Source organism: Halorubrum lipolyticum DSM 21995, assembly GCF_000337375.1.
GTDB lineage: Archaea > Halobacteriota > Halobacteria > Halobacteriales > Haloferacaceae > Halorubrum > Halorubrum lipolyticum.
The window spans coordinates 13,287-30,590 of record NZ_AOJG01000041.1 but is presented as its reverse complement, the minus strand read 5'-3'; the positions used below and the strand labels follow the sequence as shown (position 1 = coordinate 30,590).

At 70.2% G+C, this 17,304-nt stretch carries 18 protein-coding genes and 1 other RNA gene; 9 read left to right on the top strand and 10 right to left on the bottom strand.

What is annotated here, in order from left to right:
• Positions 1–166: 166 nt before the first annotated feature.
• Positions 167–973 (bottom strand): 3-methyl-2-oxobutanoate hydroxymethyltransferase, encoded by an 807-nt coding sequence (gene panB, locus C469_RS14765; protein ID WP_008008039.1) that lies wholly within the window; start codon positions 971–973, stop codon positions 167–169.
• A gap of 180 nt (positions 974–1,153) precedes the next feature.
• On the opposite strand from panB, the gene C469_RS14760 reads away from it, so the two are divergent.
• On the top strand, positions 1,154–1,531 hold the full coding sequence (locus tag C469_RS14760; RefSeq protein ID WP_008008036.1) for a DUF5822 domain-containing protein: 378 nt from the start codon (positions 1,154–1,156) through the stop codon (positions 1,529–1,531).
• A gap of 44 nt (positions 1,532–1,575) precedes the next feature.
• Here C469_RS14760 and C469_RS14755 read toward each other — a convergent pair whose 3' ends face one another.
• The 5 genes from C469_RS14755 to rnpB form a co-directional block, all read right to left on the bottom strand.
• Positions 1,576–2,265: an HAD family hydrolase gene (locus C469_RS14755; protein WP_008008035.1), complete on the bottom strand. Its 690-nt coding sequence runs from the start codon at positions 2,263–2,265 to the stop codon at positions 1,576–1,578.
• Positions 2,262–3,422 carry an acyl-CoA dehydrogenase family protein gene (locus tag C469_RS14750; RefSeq protein WP_008008033.1) on the bottom strand — a complete coding sequence of 387 codons (1,161 nt, stop codon included), beginning with the start codon at positions 3,420–3,422 and terminating at the stop codon, positions 2,262–2,264. The genes C469_RS14755 and C469_RS14750 overlap by 4 nt, the downstream gene beginning before the upstream one ends.
• 87 nt (positions 3,423–3,509) lie before the next feature.
• On the bottom strand, positions 3,510–4,535 hold the full coding sequence (locus C469_RS14745; RefSeq protein ID WP_008008031.1) for an AIR synthase family protein: 1,026 nt from the start codon (positions 4,533–4,535) through the stop codon (positions 3,510–3,512).
• On the bottom strand, positions 4,532–5,833 hold the full coding sequence (locus C469_RS14740; protein ID WP_008008028.1) for an alanyl-tRNA editing protein: 1,302 nt from the start codon (positions 5,831–5,833) through the stop codon (positions 4,532–4,534). The genes C469_RS14745 and C469_RS14740 overlap by 4 nt, the downstream gene beginning before the upstream one ends.
• 110 nt (positions 5,834–5,943) lie before the next feature.
• Positions 5,944–6,364, bottom strand: an RNA gene (gene rnpB, locus C469_RS16120) — RNase P RNA component.
• 162 nt (positions 6,365–6,526) lie between these two features.
• Here rnpB and C469_RS14735 point away from each other — a divergent pair.
• Positions 6,527–7,129 carry a TIGR00296 family protein gene (locus C469_RS14735; protein WP_008008027.1) on the top strand — a complete coding sequence of 201 codons (603 nt, stop codon included), beginning with the start codon at positions 6,527–6,529 and terminating at the stop codon, positions 7,127–7,129.
• A 31-nt stretch (positions 7,130–7,160) separates the two neighbouring features.
• Here C469_RS14735 and C469_RS14730 read toward each other — a convergent pair whose 3' ends face one another.
• Together C469_RS14730 and C469_RS14725 are read right to left on the bottom strand one after the other, a co-directional pair.
• A complete protein-coding gene (locus C469_RS14730) occupies positions 7,161–8,318 on the bottom strand; it encodes a nicotinate phosphoribosyltransferase (protein ID WP_008008025.1) in 1,158 nt (385 codons plus the stop codon).
• A 76-nt stretch (positions 8,319–8,394) separates the two neighbouring features.
• Complete coding sequence (locus tag C469_RS14725) at positions 8,395–10,188, bottom strand: Hvo_1808 family surface protein (RefSeq protein ID WP_008008023.1); 1,794 nt, start codon at positions 10,186–10,188, stop codon at positions 8,395–8,397.
• 206 nt (positions 10,189–10,394) lie between these two features.
• Between C469_RS14725 and C469_RS14720 the strand changes: the two genes are divergently transcribed.
• From C469_RS14720 to C469_RS14700, 6 genes are all read left to right on the top strand, one after another.
• A complete protein-coding gene (locus C469_RS14720; protein ID WP_008008020.1) occupies positions 10,395–10,973 on the top strand; it encodes a cysteine hydrolase family protein in 579 nt (192 codons plus the stop codon).
• 62 nt (positions 10,974–11,035) lie between these two features.
• A complete protein-coding gene (locus C469_RS14715) occupies positions 11,036–11,875 on the top strand; it encodes an ABC transporter permease (protein ID WP_008008018.1) in 840 nt (279 codons plus the stop codon).
• A gap of 189 nt (positions 11,876–12,064) precedes the next feature.
• Positions 12,065–12,655 (top strand): hypothetical protein, encoded by a 591-nt coding sequence (locus C469_RS14710; protein ID WP_008008016.1) that lies wholly within the window; start codon positions 12,065–12,067, stop codon positions 12,653–12,655.
• Between the two features lie 156 nt (positions 12,656–12,811).
• Positions 12,812–12,901, top strand: coding sequence for an HVO_2523 family zinc finger protein (locus C469_RS17780; protein WP_394295468.1), 90 nt, complete (start codon positions 12,812–12,814; stop codon positions 12,899–12,901).
• A gap of 127 nt (positions 12,902–13,028) precedes the next feature.
• Positions 13,029–13,994, top strand: coding sequence for a phytoene/squalene synthase family protein (locus C469_RS14705; protein ID WP_008008012.1), 966 nt, complete (start codon positions 13,029–13,031; stop codon positions 13,992–13,994).
• A 12-nt stretch (positions 13,995–14,006) separates the two neighbouring features.
• Positions 14,007–14,216: a hypothetical protein gene (locus C469_RS14700; RefSeq protein WP_008008011.1), complete on the top strand. Its 210-nt coding sequence runs from the start codon at positions 14,007–14,009 to the stop codon at positions 14,214–14,216.
• 81 nt (positions 14,217–14,297) lie between these two features.
• Here the strand turns inward: C469_RS14700 and C469_RS14695 are convergent, their stop codons facing one another.
• Both C469_RS14695 and C469_RS17695 read right to left on the bottom strand, forming a co-directional pair.
• Complete coding sequence (locus tag C469_RS14695; protein ID WP_321163697.1) at positions 14,298–14,855, bottom strand: TrmB family transcriptional regulator; 558 nt, start codon at positions 14,853–14,855, stop codon at positions 14,298–14,300.
• Between the two features lie 38 nt (positions 14,856–14,893).
• Positions 14,894–15,094 (bottom strand): helix-turn-helix domain-containing protein, encoded by a 201-nt coding sequence (locus tag C469_RS17695; RefSeq protein ID WP_321163696.1) that lies wholly within the window; start codon positions 15,092–15,094, stop codon positions 14,894–14,896.
• An 878-nt stretch (positions 15,095–15,972) separates the two neighbouring features.
• On the opposite strand from C469_RS17695, the gene hisD reads away from it, so the two are divergent.
• Positions 15,973–17,250 (top strand): histidinol dehydrogenase, encoded by a 1,278-nt coding sequence (hisD, locus tag C469_RS14690; protein ID WP_008008009.1) that lies wholly within the window; start codon positions 15,973–15,975, stop codon positions 17,248–17,250.
• The last annotated feature ends 54 nt before the right edge of the window (positions 17,251–17,304 follow it).

Here is a 17,304-nt window from a genome sequence, read left to right as displayed (position 1 = left end):
GCAAGGAGTGAGCGAAGCGAACGACTGAGGAGCGCAGCGAGCTGTGGGAGCCGAGCACGGCTGGGGCTTTGGCAGTGTTCACCGCAGAGTAGTTGATCGCATAGTACCGAGCGGCTGGGGCTTCGGAGGCCTTCTCCGCAGCGCTGTTCGCTTATAAATATCCGACTCAGTACAAATCCTCGAGCTCCTCCTCCACGTGCGAGTGCTCCTCGGCGGGGAACTCGCCGCTCATCACCGCCTCTTCGTACGCCTCGACGGCGTCGAGCATCTCGCCGCGCACGTCGCCGAACTGCCGGGAGAACGGGGGCGACCACTCGCCGAGCCCCACGGCGTCGTTAATCACGAGCACTTGGCCGTCGCAGTCCGGGCCGGCGCCGATACCGATCGTCGGGATCTCCAGCGCCTCCGTCACCGCGCCCGCGAGGTTCGCGGGGACGTGCTCCAACACGAGCGCGAACGCGCCGGCCTCGACGTGCTCGCCGGCCAGGTCGACGATCTCCTCGGCGGCGTCCTGGTCGGTCCCCTGCCGGGTGTAGCCGCCGAGCCGGTTGACGTGCTGGGGAGTCAAGCCGAGGTGCGCCATCACCGGGATCCCGATGTCGGTCATCCGCCGCGTCGTCTCGACGGTGTGGGGACCGCTCTCGATCTTCACCGCGTCGGCGTCGGCCTCCTTCAGGAGCCGGCCGGCGTTGCGGACCGACTCCGCCTCGTCGACGCCGAACGAGAGGAAGGGCATGTCGGCGACGACGAGCGCGTCCTCGGTCGCGCGGGCGACCGCCGCGGTCCGGCTCGCGACCTCCTCGAAGGTCACGGGGAGCGTCGAGTCGTAGCCCAGGACGGCGTTCCCCATGCTGTCGCCGACGAGGACGACGTCGATCCCGGCCTCGTCGACGACGGCCGCCGTCGGGGCGTCGTAGGCGGTCAGCATCGTGATCGGCTCGTCGCCCTCCCGGAGTCCCCGCGTCGTGGTCATACGTCGAACACGCCCGGGCAACCCGTTAAAGTCGCCGGAATCCGGCACATCGGGTCCCTCCCGGACCACCTCCGGACCACTCTCGACTACCTCTCGACCACCTCTCGACAATCTCCGGACCACCCTCGCACGCGCCCGCGGACCGTCACCGATTTGCACGTCCGCCACGGACGACCCGTCGTGCAACCCGTCGAGCGCGCCGAGTACGAGGGCGTCGACTACGGCTGGGTGATGCAGACGACGTTCGTCGTCACCATCCTCGTCGGCGCTCCGGTCGTCGCGGTCCTCTCCGCGTTCGTCACCCTCGACTCGTGGGGAGCCCGCGCCGCCTTCGCCGTCCGAGTCGGCGCCCCCATCTGGTTCGTCACCGCCGTGGCCGTCGCGATCTACGCGCGACGCACCGACGCGGGCGACGGCGGGGTGACGGAGTCGGTCGACGCCTCCGACGCTGACGACCGCGAGATCGACGACGCGGGGGACGGCGCTGAGGCTGATGACGAGGACGACTCAGACGACGGCGATAAGGGCGGTGACAAGGACGACACAGCCGACCGCTGAATCGCCGATTCCGCTTCTGAACCGGTTGTTTTCGCCGGTCGCTCTCACCGATCGATCAGGTCCGCTGCCCACGCGAACGGGACGCCGGCGCGCTCCGCCGCCACGGCGTCGCGCCGCGAGTCGCCGACGAACAGCGCGCGTCCCGGCTCCGCGCCGAGCCGCTCGACCGCCGCGAGCACCGACTCCGGCTCCGGCTTGTGCGTGTCGACCGTGTCGCGCCCGACGATCGCGTCCGAGTCGAGCGCGTCGCCCAGTCCGTGGGTCTCCACCGCGACCCGGCAGGCCTCCTCGCAGTTGAGCGAGCAGACGCCCGCGGGAGGGCCGCGGCGACCGCCCTCGCCCCCCTCGCCGTCCCCGATCAGCCGCCCTCCGAGCGGGAGCAGTGTCGACTCGCGCGCGCCGACCCGCTCGTGGGCGGCGATGGCCTCCTCGACCGGGTCGCGGATTCCGTACTCCCCGGCGGCTTCGAGCAGGCCCCACAGCTGATCGGTCGGGGGGATCATCGCGTGTTCGGCGTACACCTCCAGGACCGACTCCGCGACCGCCCCCCAGTCGACCGCGAGCTCGACGAGAGTGCCGTCCAGGTCGTAGACGACGGCGTCGTACGCGGCGAGGTCGATCGGCCGGTCGACGCTCGGGACGGCGCCGGCGGCGCTTTTCGGGGCGTCCCCGTCTGTCTCGCCTATCTGCTCCTCGCCGCTCGTCTGGTCCGCTCGTCCGTCCTCCGTCGTCATTCGCCCAACACCCCCCGCGCGATGATCGTCTTTTGAATCTCCGTCGTCCCCTCGTAGATCTCCGTGATCTTCGCGTCGCGGTAGAACCGCTCGACGTCGAACTCGGTCGTGTAGCCGTACCCGCCGTGGATCTGGACGGCCTCGTTGGTCACCGACATCGCGGTCTCGCTGGCGCGGTACTTCGCCTTCGAGGCCGCGACGCGGTTGTCCTCCCCGGCCTCCGCCTGCCGGCACGCCTCGCGGACGAGCAGACGAGCCGCCGAGATGTCGGTCGCCATCTCCGCGAACGTGTGCCGGATCGTCTGGATGTCGTCGATCGGCCCGCCGAACTGCTCGCGCTCCGCGGCGTACGCCTTCGCCTCGTCGAAGGCCGCCTGCGCCAGCCCGACCGCCTGCGACGCGATGCCGATCCGCCCGCCGGTGAGCGTCCGGAAGGCGGCCGAGAGCCCCGCTCCCTCCTCGGTGAGTCGGTTCTCGGCCGGGATCCGGCAGTCGTCGAAGGAGATTCCGGTCGTGTCCGAGGCGCGGAGCCCGAGCTTCTCCTCCTTCTTCCCGACCTCGAACCCCTCGGCGTCTGCGGGGACGAGGAACTGGGTGATCGACCGCTCGTCGTCGCCGTCGGTCTTCGCGAAGACGATCGCGACCCCGCCGCGTTTCCCGTTCGTGATCCACTGCTTCTCGCCGTTCAGGACGTACTCGTCGGTCGCCGGGTCGTACTCGGCGGTCGTCGACATCTCCGCCGGGTTCGACCCCGCGTGGGGCTCGGAGAGACAGAACATCCCGACGGGCCGCCCCTCGGACGCCATCTCCGGGAGCCAGCGCTCCCGTTGGGCTTCGCTCCCGAACTCGGCGATACAGGAGGCCGCGAGGCAGTGGACGGAGAGCGCGGTCGCGACCGCGAGGTGGCCGTACGCGAGCTCCTCGTTGACGACCGCGTACGTCGTCTCGTCGGCGCCGAAGCCGCCGTACTCCTCGGGGACCGTCAGGCCCGTCAGGCCGAGCTCGGCGAGCCCGTCCCACACGTCCTCCGGGAACGACTCGGCCTCGTCGGCCTCGCCGGCCCCGGGCCGGACCTCCTCGGCCGCGAACTCGCGGACGAGGTCACGGATCGCCTCCTGTTCGTCGGTGAGCGACGAGCCGACGCGTGCGCCAGTCATACCCTTCGGTTCGATCTCACACTGAAAAAGGTGAGCGATCGGGGAGGGGGTCGGCGCCCGGCCTCTGCTCTCCCGTCGCTTTCCCCGCTACTCCCACAGCGGGTACAGCTCGTCGCGCGGCGCCTCGTCGATCCGGTCGCCGTCGAGGAGGACGGTCCCGGAACCGTTCCCGTCCTCGCCGCCCTCGACCCCGCCGTGAGCGTCGCCCTCGCCGTCGGTCGCCCGCACCTCGCCGATCTCGCCGACCGCGATCCCGGCGGCCGCCAGCGCGTCGGTCGCCTCGCCGACTCGCTCGGGGGGGACCGCCGCCAGCAGCGCGCCGGAGCCGAACGTCGCCAGCGGGTCGACGCCGAGCGCGGCACAGCAGGCCTCCGTTTCGGGTCGAACCGGTACCCGGTCGCGTTCGACCGCCAACTCGACCCCGCTCGCGCTCGCGGTCTCGACGAGCGCGGTCAGTAAGCCCCCCTCGGTGGGGTCGTGCATGGCGCTCGCGGCGTCGCGAGCGGCGGCCGCGTCGGGGACGACGCTCACCTCGTCGAGGAACCCGGCGGCCGCGTCGAGCGTCTCCTCGGGGACTCCCGCCTCGGCGCACGCCTCGCGGAAGTCCGTCGCGAGGATCGCGGTCGCCTCGATGCCGGCGCCCTTCGTCAGCAGGAGCCGGTCGCCCGGCTCGGCCCCGCCGCTCGACACGAACCGGTCCGTGGTGCCGAGCGCGGTCATCGAGCAGAGCGGGCGCTCCAGCGACGGCAGCACCTCGGTGTGGCCGCCGACGATCGCGACGCCCAGGTCGCGGGCGGTCGCGTCCACCTGTTTCGTGACCGTCCGCCGTCGAGCGGGGTCGTCGTCGGGGAGGAAGAGCGTGTGCGTGAGCCACCGCGGGTCCGCGCCGCTCGCGGCCACGTCGTTGCAGGCGACGTGGACCGCGAGCTCGCCGACCGCGTCCGCCGCCAGCGACAGCGGGTCCGCGGCGACCACGAGGGTCGACTCCGCGCCCGCGAGGTCGATCGCGGCCGCGTCCTCGCCGTAGGCGGGTCCCACGTCGACCGCGGCGTCGTCGGCGCCTGTCGCCGCGAGGACCTCCGCGAGCGCGTCGGGGCCGAGCTTGCCGGTCATCGGTCGCGAAGCCACGCGACGACGGCCTCCGGGTCGGCGTCGAGCCCGCCGCCCTGCGCGAACGTCGGGCCCCCGCCGCCCCCGCCGCCGAACTCGTCGGTGACGGCACCCACGACCGCGCCGGCGTCGGGCGCGGTGTCGTCATTACTCTTGCCGACCGCCTCCTCCGCGACCGCGGCGACCACGAACGGCGCGTCGCCGGTTCCGACCGCCGCGATCGCGTCGGGCGAGCCCGCCGCGGCGAGGACGCGCTGGGCCGGCTCGCGCAGGTCGTTCGGGTCGGCGTCGTCGACGGTCCCGACCGCCCACGTCGCGCCGTCGGCGTCGGCCTCGATCGTCGGAAACTCCCGCAGCCGCGCCGCGAGCAGGTCGGCCGTGGCGGCCTGCAGGTCGGCCTCCAGCTGGTCGGCCCGCTCGCGGAGCCGGGCGACCGCGTCCGGGAGGTCGCCGATCCGCGCGTCGAGGGACGTGGCGGCGTCGAGCGCCGCCGCGTGGACCGCGGCCTCGTGGTCGATCGCGGTCGGCCCCACCGCGAACTCCACGCGGGTCACGCCCTCGCCGGGGTTCGACCGGTCGAGCACGGAGACCGGGCCGATCTCGCTCGTGTTCCGCACGTGGGTCCCGCCGCAGGCGGCCACGTCCCACGTCGGCGCGTCCCTCCCGCCGCGGGTTCCGTCACGTCCCTCGTCGCCCTCTCCGCCGCGCTCGCCGACCGTCACGACCCGGACCGCCTCGCTCCCGCTCATCGCGCCCTCCTCGGTCTTCGTGTTGAACGCGATCCCGTCGAGCGCGCGAGCCTCGTCGTCCGGCAGCGTCTCCCACGACACCGGCAGCGAGTCCCAGACGGCCCGGTTCGCGAGTCGCTCCAGCTCGACGAGGTCCGCGTCGTCGAGGGGCTCCGCGGTCGTCAGGTCGACGCGCACCTTCGTCTCGGAGATGTCAAAGCCGGCGTAGCCGAGGTCCTCGCAGGTCCGGCGCGCCGCGCCGTAGAGCACGTGCGAGGCGGTGTGCGCGCGGGTGCAGTAGGTCCGGAACGCGTCGTCGACGATCGCCGTGACCGTCTCGCCGGCCTCGGGAAGCGCCCCGGCGCCCTCGTCGAGGACGTGGACCACCCGACCGTCGCGCTCGATCACGTCTTCGACGAGGGTCCCGTCGACGGTCCCTCGGTCCGCCGGCTGGCCGCCCGACTCGGCGTAGAAGTACGTCTCGTCGAGGACGACCTCGCGGCCGTCGACCGATTCGACCGTCGCCTCGAACTCCCGGACCGCGGGTTCCGCCGGCGCGCGTGACGCAGTCATTGGCGGTCCGTGGTGGCGGTCGGATAAATAGGTGGGCGCCTCGGCGATCGGCCGTAACCGAGCGCGGTCGACGGCGCCGGCGACACCCGCGGCTCACGGGGGCGAAAGCGGACTGAGGGGAGTAAGCCCCCTTCGGTTCGTCCCGACATTCGGCTGAGCGTCCGCGCCGTGGCCGGACTACCTTGTGGCGCGGACTTGCACCGGCGAGGATTCGCCGTTCCATCCGTTCCCACCCGTCTGTGACGTGGCCGAGCCGCGCCGACGTGACGAAGCCACGCCGACGCGGCGGAGCCACGCGCCCTCTCCGGGTTAACTCCCTTCCCTTGCGGGTCGGTTCGCGCGTTCGCGGGGGTACCCGCGAACGCCGACGGTCGCCGAGGCGACCGAACGCGGATCATCGGTCGGGGCGGGGGGTGTCGTTGCTGTTCCAGAGCCAGCCGTCTCCGACTCCGGGCGTGTGCCCGGTCGCCCGTCCGGCCGGTGGGGGGACTTTCCTCATGCCAGAGGCACGGGAGTCGGGCTCCCTCTGTCCGAGCGCGTCTAGCCGACGCCCGCGAATAAGGGGTTCGGTTGTCGAGGGTACGGTCGGCTTACCGGCCGATCGCCCGCCGTCTCGATCCCCCTGTCGAGCGGGTGCGAGCGGCCGAGCCCCCAAGGGAAGCGTTCAAGTCGTCAGCAACGTAAGGGACTATCATGTCCGAGGCTCAGACCGTTCAGCTGTCGTACGACGACGGTGCACGAGCGGTCGAACTCGCGCGGGAGGCGGTCGAGTCGTTCGTCCGACACGGACAACGCGAACAACCCGGAAGCATGCGCGAGGCGTTCTACGCCAGAACCGGGGCGTTCGTCCGACTGGAGTCCACGAGAGGTCGCGGCCGGCTCCGGGGCTGCGCCGGCGCGTGGGAGACCTCCGATCAGCTCGGTCACGCCATCGTCGAGGCCGCCATCAAGGCCGCTTCCGGCGACTCCTGCGGCTCCGAGGTCGAGCCCAAGGAGCTCGACAACATCACCGTCTCCGTGTTCGTCGTCTCGAACACGGTGCTCACCAACGACCCCCTCGCCGACCTGAAGATCGGCACCCACGGCGTCGCCGTCGACGGCGGCAACTCCCACGGTTGGCTCTACCCGACGGTCCCCGTCGAGAACGGTTGGTCCGGCGCCGAGTTCCTCTCGCGCGCCTGCCGGAAGGCGAAGCTCGCCCCGAACGCGTGGGAGGACGAGGAGACGATGGTGACGCTCATCGAGGGCCAGGTGTTCCGAGAGCGCGCCGACGGCGGCGCCGTCGAAGAGCTGTAACGGCCGCGACCGACTCCTTTCCGACGCTCCGCTACTCCGCCCCGTACCCCACCGCCTCCGCGTCCGCGAGCGCGCGCTCCGCCGCCGCGTCCAGGTCGAACGCGTCGTCGTCGACGACCTCGCCGCCGCGGATCGCCGGCTCCATGAGCGACTCGGCGCCGTCGGGCCCCGCCCGGTCCGCGAGCCCGACCGCGTGCGCGCCGTCGGCGGTGCGGTACACGTCTTTCGCCCCCGAGAGCTTCCCGCGCTTGGCGGCCGGCTCCCCGTCGACTTCGACGATGTCGAGCGCGAAGTCGACCGGATCGGCGTTGGAGACGTAGCCGCCGACGCCGAAGCCGTCGACCGCGTCGCGGAGCTCGCGGAGGTCCGCGGGACCGAGCCCGCCGGAGACGTAGACGTCGACCTCGTCGTGGCCGCGGGCGTCGAGCTCCCACTGGACCTCCCGAACGATGTGCCTGAAGTCGCCGCGGCGCGAGCCGGTGGTGTCGAGCCGGACGCCGTCGAGCCGGTCGCCGAGCGCCTCGACCGCGCGCAGTACCTCGTCGACCTCGTCGGAGTAGGTGTCACAGAGGGCGATCCGCGGGACCGCCTCGTCGACGGCCTCGTCGAAGGCGCGCCACGCGGCCTCCTGTTCGCCCCGGCCGAAGCAGATCGAGAGGGCGTGCGGCATCGTCCCCGACGCCTCCCGGCCGAGCAGGTCGCCGGCGGCGACGTGCGAGAAGCCGTCGAACCCGCCCGCGAGCGCGGAGCGCTCGACCGCCGCGGTCATCGAGGGATGGACGTGGCGCGCGCCGAAGGAGAGCACCTGCGAGTCCGGGGCCGCGACCCGGCAGTCGAGCGCGGCGGTCGCCATTCCGGAGGCGTGCGAGAGGAAGCCTAAGAGCGAGGTCTCCAGCCGCGCGAACGCGAGGTACGGCCCCTCGATCCGCATCACCGGGCCGCCGTCGAACAGGCGGCCCTCCGGGACCGCGTCGACGTCGATCTCGCGGCCCTCCAAGAGCGCGATCGCGTCCTTCAGCCCGGCGAACAGCTCGAAGTCGCCGTCGGGGAACTGGTCGGCGGTCACCTCGGCGACGACGCGGGGGTTCCGGCCCGCGTGCTCCAGGGCGGTCTCGGTCCGCTCGAAGTACGCGTCCGTCGCCCGGCCTCCGCGGATCGCGGCCGCGTCGACGATGTCGAACTCGGTCATATCCGACGGTTCGACCGCCGGGGAGGAAAAGCCACCCGGGTCGCGCGGGCGGACGCCCCCGGTCGAGCCCGCCCGTTCAGGGCCGCGTGCGGCGTGCGAGGAGTCCCACCGCCGCGAGCAGGGCGACGAGCGCGACCGGGGCCCCGAACCCGGGCACGCCGTCGCCGGTGGCGGCGTCGGGCCCGGCGGAGTCGTCGCCGTCGTCGGAGTCGGTCCCGCTCTCCCCGCCGGAGTCGGTCCCGTCGTCGGAGCCGTCCGCGTCGGTCCCGTCGGCCCCGTCGCTCTCGTCGTCATCGTCGGTCCCGTTCGCGTCGTCGCCGTCGTCGGTCGAGGGGACCTCGAGGTCGGCGTCGGGACGGAGCTCGAGCACGTCGGCGGGCTCGGGCCCGTGCGAGACCGTCACCGTGGTCCCGTTCCGCTCGACGCCGTAGGCCCCGCGGAAGTCGCCGTCTTCGACCTCGTACACCTCGCCGGCGGCGTAGTCGTCGCCGCCGTGGGCGGTCAGCATGCGCAGGTACGTCTCGCGGAACTCGGTCGCGTCGGCGGCCGTCTGCCACTCGGTCACCCAGACGTACCCGTCCTCGCCGTCGGTCGCGTCGTCGCCGTCGGTCGCGTCGTCGCCGTCCGCAGTGGCGTCCCCGTCGTTCCGGTAGGGATACAGCTCGTCGCCCGCCCAGCCGTCGGTCGACTCGTGAGCGTAGTTGTAGTTCGGACGGGTCCGGAGCCCCTCGTCCGGCTGCGTGTGGATCTGGACGTTCTCACGGACCGTCGCGTCCGGGTCCAACACGGCGTGGCGGTACTCGTAGCTCTGGTACCAGAACATCACGAACATCGACGCCTCGCCGGCGGTGTCGGCGCCGTCGACCCCCTGGTCCGGGTACGTCTCCCACCCGTCGGTCGCCGTGTCCTCGAAGGCGACCTCGCTCGTCTCGTAGTCGGGCTCGCGGTGGATCACTTCCGAGGTCGCGGTCGGCGGCTCGTTCATCGTCTCGTTGACGGCGCTCCACCCCCCCTCGTCGACGAGCTCCTCGACGTAGAGCGCGCCGCCGGAGTACGGCTGGAGCACGGTCTGGAGGATCCCGAAGTTGTAGTCCGGGGTCGACCCGCCGCCGCCGTCGGAGTCCGGCGGGGCGAGGCAGCTCCACTCGGCGGCGCAACGCGCGTCGTACTCCTCCTCGATGTGGACCGCCTCACCCTCGATGATCCCGTCGACCGCCAGGTCGGCGTCCTGCGTGGTGCCGACGTATCGGGGGCTCGTGAGGTCGTGATACTGGTCTTGCATCGCGTGGACCAGCTCGTGTGCCAGCGTCGACGGGTCGATCTGCGGGTTCTCGCCCTCCGGGACGACGAGGACGATCTCCCCCGCGCTCGGTGAGTAGAACCCGGTGACCGCGCCGCCGTAGACGCCGTCGATCGCGTCGGACGCGTTCTCGTCCTCGCCGACGACGAACAGGGCCTTCCACACCTGGTCGTTCCAGCGCTGGAACGCCGCGTCCGAGCCGCCCGCGCCGCCGCTCGCGGAGTCGTTCGTGAACTCGGAGCGCGTGACGGTCTCGACCGGCACCTCCTCGCGGAAGGGTCGCTCCCGGACGTGCTCGACCCGCGCCATCGTCAGGTGCGTCAGCGCCTCCAACTCCGACTCGGTCAGCCCGTCCGTCTGGTTGAACGAGAGTTCGTCCTCGTAGTGGGTCCCGTTCCAGCAGCCGACGAGGTCGGTGCCGTCGCCGACGCCGCACTCGGCGGCGGTCGCGCTGGTCGGGGCGTCTCCGGGGATCGCGGCCGTCGGCCCGGCGGCGACGGCCCCGCCGGCACCGATCGACAGGAGGGCGATCGCGGCCGCGACGAACGAGAGGGTGAGAACCCGTCGCATAGGTGCGATTACGGCCGACCCGATAAGTAGTTTGTCGGTGGGTGCGCGGAGGGCGGAACGCCGGCGGTCGGGTCGGAGGGCGGAACGCCGGCGGTCGGGTCGGAGGGCGGAACGCCGGCGGTCGGCGCGGAGGGCGGAACGCCGGCGGTCGGGTCGGACGCGAGGGGCGCCGGTGGTTTTTGAGTCCGGGCGTCCAACCCCCGCGCATGCCGTACGAGCCGACCGAGACCGCGGTGATCGTCGTCGACATGCAGAACGGGTTCTGTCACCCCGACGGGAGCCTCTACGCCGAGCCGAGCGAGGCGGCCGTCGAGCCGGTGACGGCCCTCGTCGACCGCGCCCGCGCCGCCGGCGCGAGCGTCGTGTACACCCGTGACGTACACCCGCCGGAGCAGTTCGACGGGGCGCACTACTACGACGAGTTCGACCGGTGGGGCGAACACGTCGTCGAGGGGTCGTGGGACGCCGAGCTCGTCGGCGACCTCGAGGTGCGCGACGGGGACCACGTCGTCGAGAAGCACACGTACGACGCGTTCTATCAGACGAATCTGGAGGGGTACCTCAACGCGCACGGGATCGACGACCTCCTGATCTGCGGGACGCTCGCGAACGTCTGCGTGCTCCACACCGCCGGCAGCGCCGGCCTCCGCGACTACCGGCCCGTCGTCGTCGAGGACGCGCTCGGCTACATCACCGAGGAGCACCGCGAGTACGCCGTCGATCACGCCGACTGGCTGTTCGGCGAGACCGCGACCCGCGACTCGATCGCGTTCGAGGAGAATTGACGGCGAATCGGGAGATAGCGGCTCTCAAGATTTAATGACTCCGAACGACAATCATCTAACAAATGTCCCTCCGTGCAGTCGCCAGAAAGGACTTCAACGACTCGATCCGTTCGGGAGCGTTCCTCGCGACCACGCTGCTGTTCGTCTTCGTCTCCGGGTTCTGGGCGGCGATTCAACACGTTCCGCAGATGTACTCTGACAGCGGCGTCCCGACCAGCACGCTGGCGCTGCTCAACAGCATGGGCCAGCCGATGGCCTTCTTCGTCCCGATGCTGGGGTTGGGTATTTCCTACGCTGCCATCGCCGGCGAGCGCGACAGCGGGAGCGTCAGGCTCCTGCTCGGCCTGCCGAACTCGCGCCGGGACGTCGTTCTCGGGAAGTTCATCGGGCGGTGTGCGGTTTTGAGTATCGCCATCCTCAGCGGCTATCTCCTCGTTGCCGTCTTCGCACTGGCGACCTACGAGTCGTTCGCGGCCGTCAAGTTTGTCCTCTACACCCTGTTGACGGTCTTCTACGGTGCGGTCTACGTCGCGATCGGCATCGGATTCTCGTCGGTGATGCGGACTCAGCAGACGGCGTTTATCGGTGCGGCAGCCCTCTACGTACTCTTTCAGTTGGGATGGAACGTCGTCACGGCGGTTCTGCAGACGGTCACCGTCGGCTACACTCCCCCGGACTCAGGCGCCCCGCCGTGGCTGATCGTCGTCTACGCGCTCAATCCGACGGCGGCGGTCGACTACGCGACGCGGGCGGTGATCCCCGCCTTCGACGAGCTGATGTCGTACCCGGTGTCGGCCTCGTTCTACCCCCCGAAGTGGGCCGGGTTCGCCATTCTCGCGGCCTGGATCGTTCTCTCGCTCGGGTTCGGCTATAATCGGTTCCAGTCGGCGGACATACTGTGATCGCAGCTGAAACCGATCACCTGCTGGAATCCCCGGCGTCAGGCCCGGACGCGTCAGCGCGCGGTTGCTCCAAGCGAGAGGCGATCCGTCGAGTCGGATCCGAGACGGCCCCACCAAACGTTCGGACCTCGTTATCAGCCGCGTGAATCGGCGTGTAACCCTTTTTACTACCGACGGGGACCGTCGCGTATGGAACTCTCTCGACGCGGCATGCTCGGCGGGGTCGGGGCGGCGCTCGCGGTCGGCGGCGTCGGGTTCGCCGGCGCCGTCTCGGTGACCGACGGCGACGCGCTCGGCGGCGGAACCGGGGGCGACGAAGGCGCGCTCGGCGGGGACGCGCTCGGCGGAGACGCGACCGGCGATGACGCGACCGGCGATGACGAAGACGATCAGACAGGGTCCCTCCCGGTCGATCCCGACGCCCCGTTCGAGGCGCGGCTGCTCCGCGACGGCGACGACGACCGGGGGCTCTTCGGCGCCGGCGATCTCGACCGCGTGCAGGGCGTGATCGCCGAGGAGGGCGACCACCTCGTGTACGTCTCGCTCGGCGACGTCGGGATCGACGCGCTCCAGACGGGGCTGGCGGACGCCGGCGCGACGGACGAGCCGAAGGGGTTCGCGGTGTCGATGACGCTCGACGGGAGCGAGGTCAGGAGAGTCGAACTGGACAGGGCGACGGTGTCGGCGCTGACCGACGAGGAGTGGGGCGGCGTGTTGACGCTCCCGTTCGGCGACGCGTCGGTCGCGGAGTCGGTGTACGACTCGCTGGCCGACGTCTGACGGGCGGGCCGGGGGAGAACCGCGTCGCCCGCGATGGCGCGGAAGACAGCCGTTATGCCCGTCGGGTCCGTTCGAGCCGGTATGAGCGACGCCGAGGAGGGTGGAGACGGGGTCGAGGGGGAGCCGACGGCGGACCCCGGCGGGCGGCCCTGTCCCCTGTGTGAGACGCCGATGTACCACCGCCACTGCAAGTACGTCTGCCCGGCGCACGGAGTCGTCTACGACTGCTCGGACACCTTCTACTGACGCCTCGGTTCCTCGATCGCCGAACACCGAACCACGCTGTGCGAACTGTTATGTTCTTGTGGTCCGATCTGTATGTTATGATCGGCGACCCGCTCTCGATCCTCCCTGCCGACTACCAGAGGTCAGCATGGTAGAGCAGACGCAGGTTGCCCAGGGGAAGCGGATCCAGCGCCGGACCGGGAAGACGTTCCACGTCGCGACCCGGCTGCTCCCGGAGCGGATCCGTCACCCGACCTACGTGCTGTACGGTTTCTTCCGTATCGCCGACGAAGTCGTCGACGCCGCGGACACCGCGCCGCCCGACGAACAGCGGGCGGAGCTCGACCGACTCCGCCGGGCCGCGCTGGGCGAGGAGGCGGCCGACGACCCGGTGTTGGAGGCGTTCGCCGCGGTGTGCGAGGAGCACGACATCCCGGACGAGGACGTGCACGCGTTCGTCGACGCGATGGCGAGCGACATCGACACGGACCGGTACGAGACCTACGAGGAGCTGGAGTCGTACATGGACGGCTCCGCGGCCGCCGTCGGCCGGATGATGACGGCGATCATGGAGCTCGACGGGGAGGCCGAGGCGAAGGCGCTCCCCCACGCGACGAAGCTCGGCGAGGCGTTCCAGATGACGAACTTCATCCGCGACGTGCGCGAGGACGTGGTCGAACGCGACCGGGTGTACCTCCCGCTGGAGACGCTCCGCCGGCACGGCGTGAGCGAAGAGCAGATCCTCGACCTCGAGTTCGACGGCGACGTCGCGGCCGCGGTCCGCGAGGAGCTCGCCCGGACCGAGCGCCTCTACGAGGAGGGCGTCGCGGGCATCAAGTACCTCCCCGAGGACTGCCAGCTCGCGGTGCTGCTCGCGGCGGTGCTGTACGCGGACCACCACCGACTGATCCGCGATCTGGGGTACGACACGGTGTCGACGACGCCGGAGCTGTCGTTCGCCCGCAAGATCTCGCTGCTCGTCCGGACCCGCTGGAAGTGGCAGTGGAACCGGGACCCCGAGGAGGTGTTCTACGAGATGTGCGGCGGCTTCGACGCCGCGCGCGAGCCCCGCGAGCACGGACCGCACGGACCGGGCATCGCCCAGTCCGACTGACCCGGAGCCGCCATGAACAGGTCCCGGTTCGTCGGCCTCGCGCTCGCCGCGTTCGGGCTCGTCTTCCTCTCGTTCGTCGTCCGCGGCACGACGCGGCTCGTCGCGTCCTACGAGGTCGCCGTGGCGCTGTCTGCGCCGATCCTCTTCGCCGCCGCCGCGCTGCTGGTCGGGCTGGTCGCGCTCGCGACGCTGGACGTGACCGGGATCCGGCCGTTGGAGTGATCGGTTCCGTCGAGATTGGCTCTGTTGAAATCCGCTTGTTCAGACACGATATCGAATGAAACGGCCGTTCGCTGAAGGAGGCTATTGATCGGATTCGGTCGAAAGGGTGTCGAGTCGCCAAGTGAAGATAGCTCGCAACACCACAACGAGGCTGTTGTGCTTGCCTGTCCCCCAAATTCCCATCTCGTGGATACTATCTGTCGGATCTCGGTCGGCGATGACACTCACGAGGGCAGTTCGCTTGTCGGTGATAAGCAGGCTTCCAGCTCCCTCATCGCCCCACGCCCACAGCGTCTCAAAGAGTTTAGCCGAGGGAATCTGCTCCTGAATCTCGGCCTGAACGGACTCGGAAAGGCCCGCGAGATAGATATCGACGCCACGCTCTTCAGCCGCCGCTAGATGGTCGAGGTGGTCGTCAGTAAGGAGTTCGTCGACTGTCATGTAGATGACTTCGTTTTCGGCGTCGTCGATAAATTCGAGGAGACGACTGGTGACGCCCTCACGACCCGCGACCGTCCATACTCCGAATTCCTCGGGCTGTCGGCTGGCGGGTTCGAGATGTTCAAACAGTTCGCTTAACTCCGTGATGGTGTTCTCACGTTGGAGGTCAAGCTTGCGGAGTGCGCTCTCTCGTGACACCGGCGTGAATTTCTTGGGTGACGTGTGTTGGATATCGACTAATCCAGTTCGTGAAGGGCGTCAACGGCGTCGTAGACGCGGGTTCGAGGCACGTCGCCGATCTCTGCGACGTCCTTTGCGGTGCCAGTTCCGAGTTGGAGGAGATAGACGAACGTGTAGGCTTCGTACTCGCTGAAGCCTAACTCTTTGAGCAAATTGGCACACTCGTACTCGAGTTGTTCGGTCGACTTTTCCGCCATACCCCCTTGTAGGAGCCAATATGGCAAAAAGGGGAGAGATAGTTCACTCTCAGTGGTTTCCGGGAGCCCCGTGCCGGATTTGGGTATCACACACTGGATAAGATGTAACTTGCACTGACCGCGGATGAGTTGGAAGTATCAGCTGTAGAGGATTTCAACAAAGCCTCGAGATCCACAGAGTAGTTGTTCATAAGTCGAGTTGCGGTGTTGCTAGCGGCTGTTTATACGTCGGCGACGACGCGGTGAAGACCGGCAAAGTCCCAGCCGCTCGCTTATAAGTAGTTGCTGGCAGATCGGCAGTGAATATCTCCAAAGCCCCAGCTGATCGCTTATAAGTGGCTGCTGGCGACGAAGCGTCGACGAACACCGCCAAAGCCCCAGTCGCGACGACTCGCGCGGTTCGTTGCGGTCCTCGCTCGCGTTGCTCGCTGCGGTCCTTACGTCACCGTGCTTCGTCCTTCCGGGAGACTTTGTCTCCCGTCTTCCCGCTCGCGTTGCTCGCGGGAATCGCGACTGCCCCTTTGAGTCCCACCCCNGTGCTTCGTCCTTCCGGGAGACTTTGTCTCCCGTCTTCCCGCTCGCGTTGCTCGCGGGAATCGCGACTGCCCCTTTGAGTCCCACCCCGCATCGCACTGCCCCGCACCTCACACCTCCCCAGCCTCGTCGGCCGCCCTCCGCTTCGCTCCGGCCGGCCGACTCCCTCGCGGACTCCTCGCGGTCGCCGACGGCGACCGCTCGGAGGCGCGCCACCGCACCGTCATTTATAAGCGATTGTCGCTGTCGCCCATCGCCGTTTAACCCTCGTCTCCGCGATAACGAGGGCCGACCGCCGGAGCGAGAGTCGGAACGCCCTTTTGACCGCGGCTCCGAGTGCGGGTATGGACGTACGAACCGTCGCCGACCTCTCGCCGGCCGAGCGCCTCGCGTTCTTCGAGCGCGACGCCGGCGTCGACGCGGTCCGCGACGACGTGAGCGAGATCGTCGACCGGGTCCGGACTGAGGGCGACGTGGCGCTGCGGGAGTTCTCGGAGGAGTTCGACGGCGTGACCGTCGGCAACATCGACGTGACGGACGACGCGGAGCGCGCGCACGCCGAGCTCGACGACGCGAACGACCCGGTCCTCGACGCGGTCCGCGAGGCGGCCGCCAACATTCGCGAGTTCCACGAGCGGCAGCGCCCCGAGGACTGGCGCGACGAGTTCGGCGACCGCGAGCTGGGCCGGCGGTTCCGCCCGATCGACCGGGCGGGGGTGTACGTGCCCGGCGGCGCGGCGGCGTACCCCTCCAGCGCGCTGATGGGCGTGCTCCCGGCGACCGTGGCGGGCGTCGACCACGTGTCGGTCGCGACCCCGCCGGCCGAGGAGCTGAACCCGGTCACGCTCGCGGCGATCCACGAGGCCGGCGCCGACGCGGTGTACCAGGTCGGCGGCGCGCAGGCGATCGCCGCGCTCGCGTACGGCACGGAGACGGTGACGAACGCCCAGAAGGTGGTCGGCCCCGGCAACAAGTGGGTCACTGCCGCGAAGGCGGTCGTGCAGGGCGACGTGGAGATCGACTTCCTCGCGGGGCCGAGCGAGGTGCTCGTCCTCGCCGACGAGACGGCCGACCCCGACCTCGTCGCCGCCGACCTGGTCGCGCAGGCCGAACACGACCCGAACGCCTCCGTGGTCGCGGTCACCGACGACGCCGACCTCGCCGACGCGGTCGCCGCCGCGGTCGACGAGCAGGCTGCCGGGCGCGAGCGCGAGGAGACGATCCGGGCCGCCCTCGACAACGACGCCTCCGGCGTCCTCCGCGCGCGCTCGATGCCCGAGGCGGTGCTGTTCGCCGAGGAGTACGCGGCCGAGCACCTCTCGATCGTCGCCGACGACGACGAGGCGCTGTTAAATCGGATCACCAACGCGGGCTCCGTCTTCCTCGGACCGTACTCGCCCGTGGCCGCCGGCGACTACGCGACCGGGACGAACCACGTGCTGCCGACGAACGGCGGCGCGAAGCGCTACGGCGGGCTCTCCGCGGACACCTTCCTCCGGTCGTCGACGGTCCAGCGGCTCGACCGCGACGCGCTCGACGCGCTCTCGGAAACGATCACGACGCTCGCGGAGGCCGAGGGGTTGGAGGCGCACGCCGAGAGCGTCCGGAAGCGATTCGATTGACATCCTCCCCGCGGACCCGATCGACCGCGCGCTCCGCAGAAACGGTTATCTCGC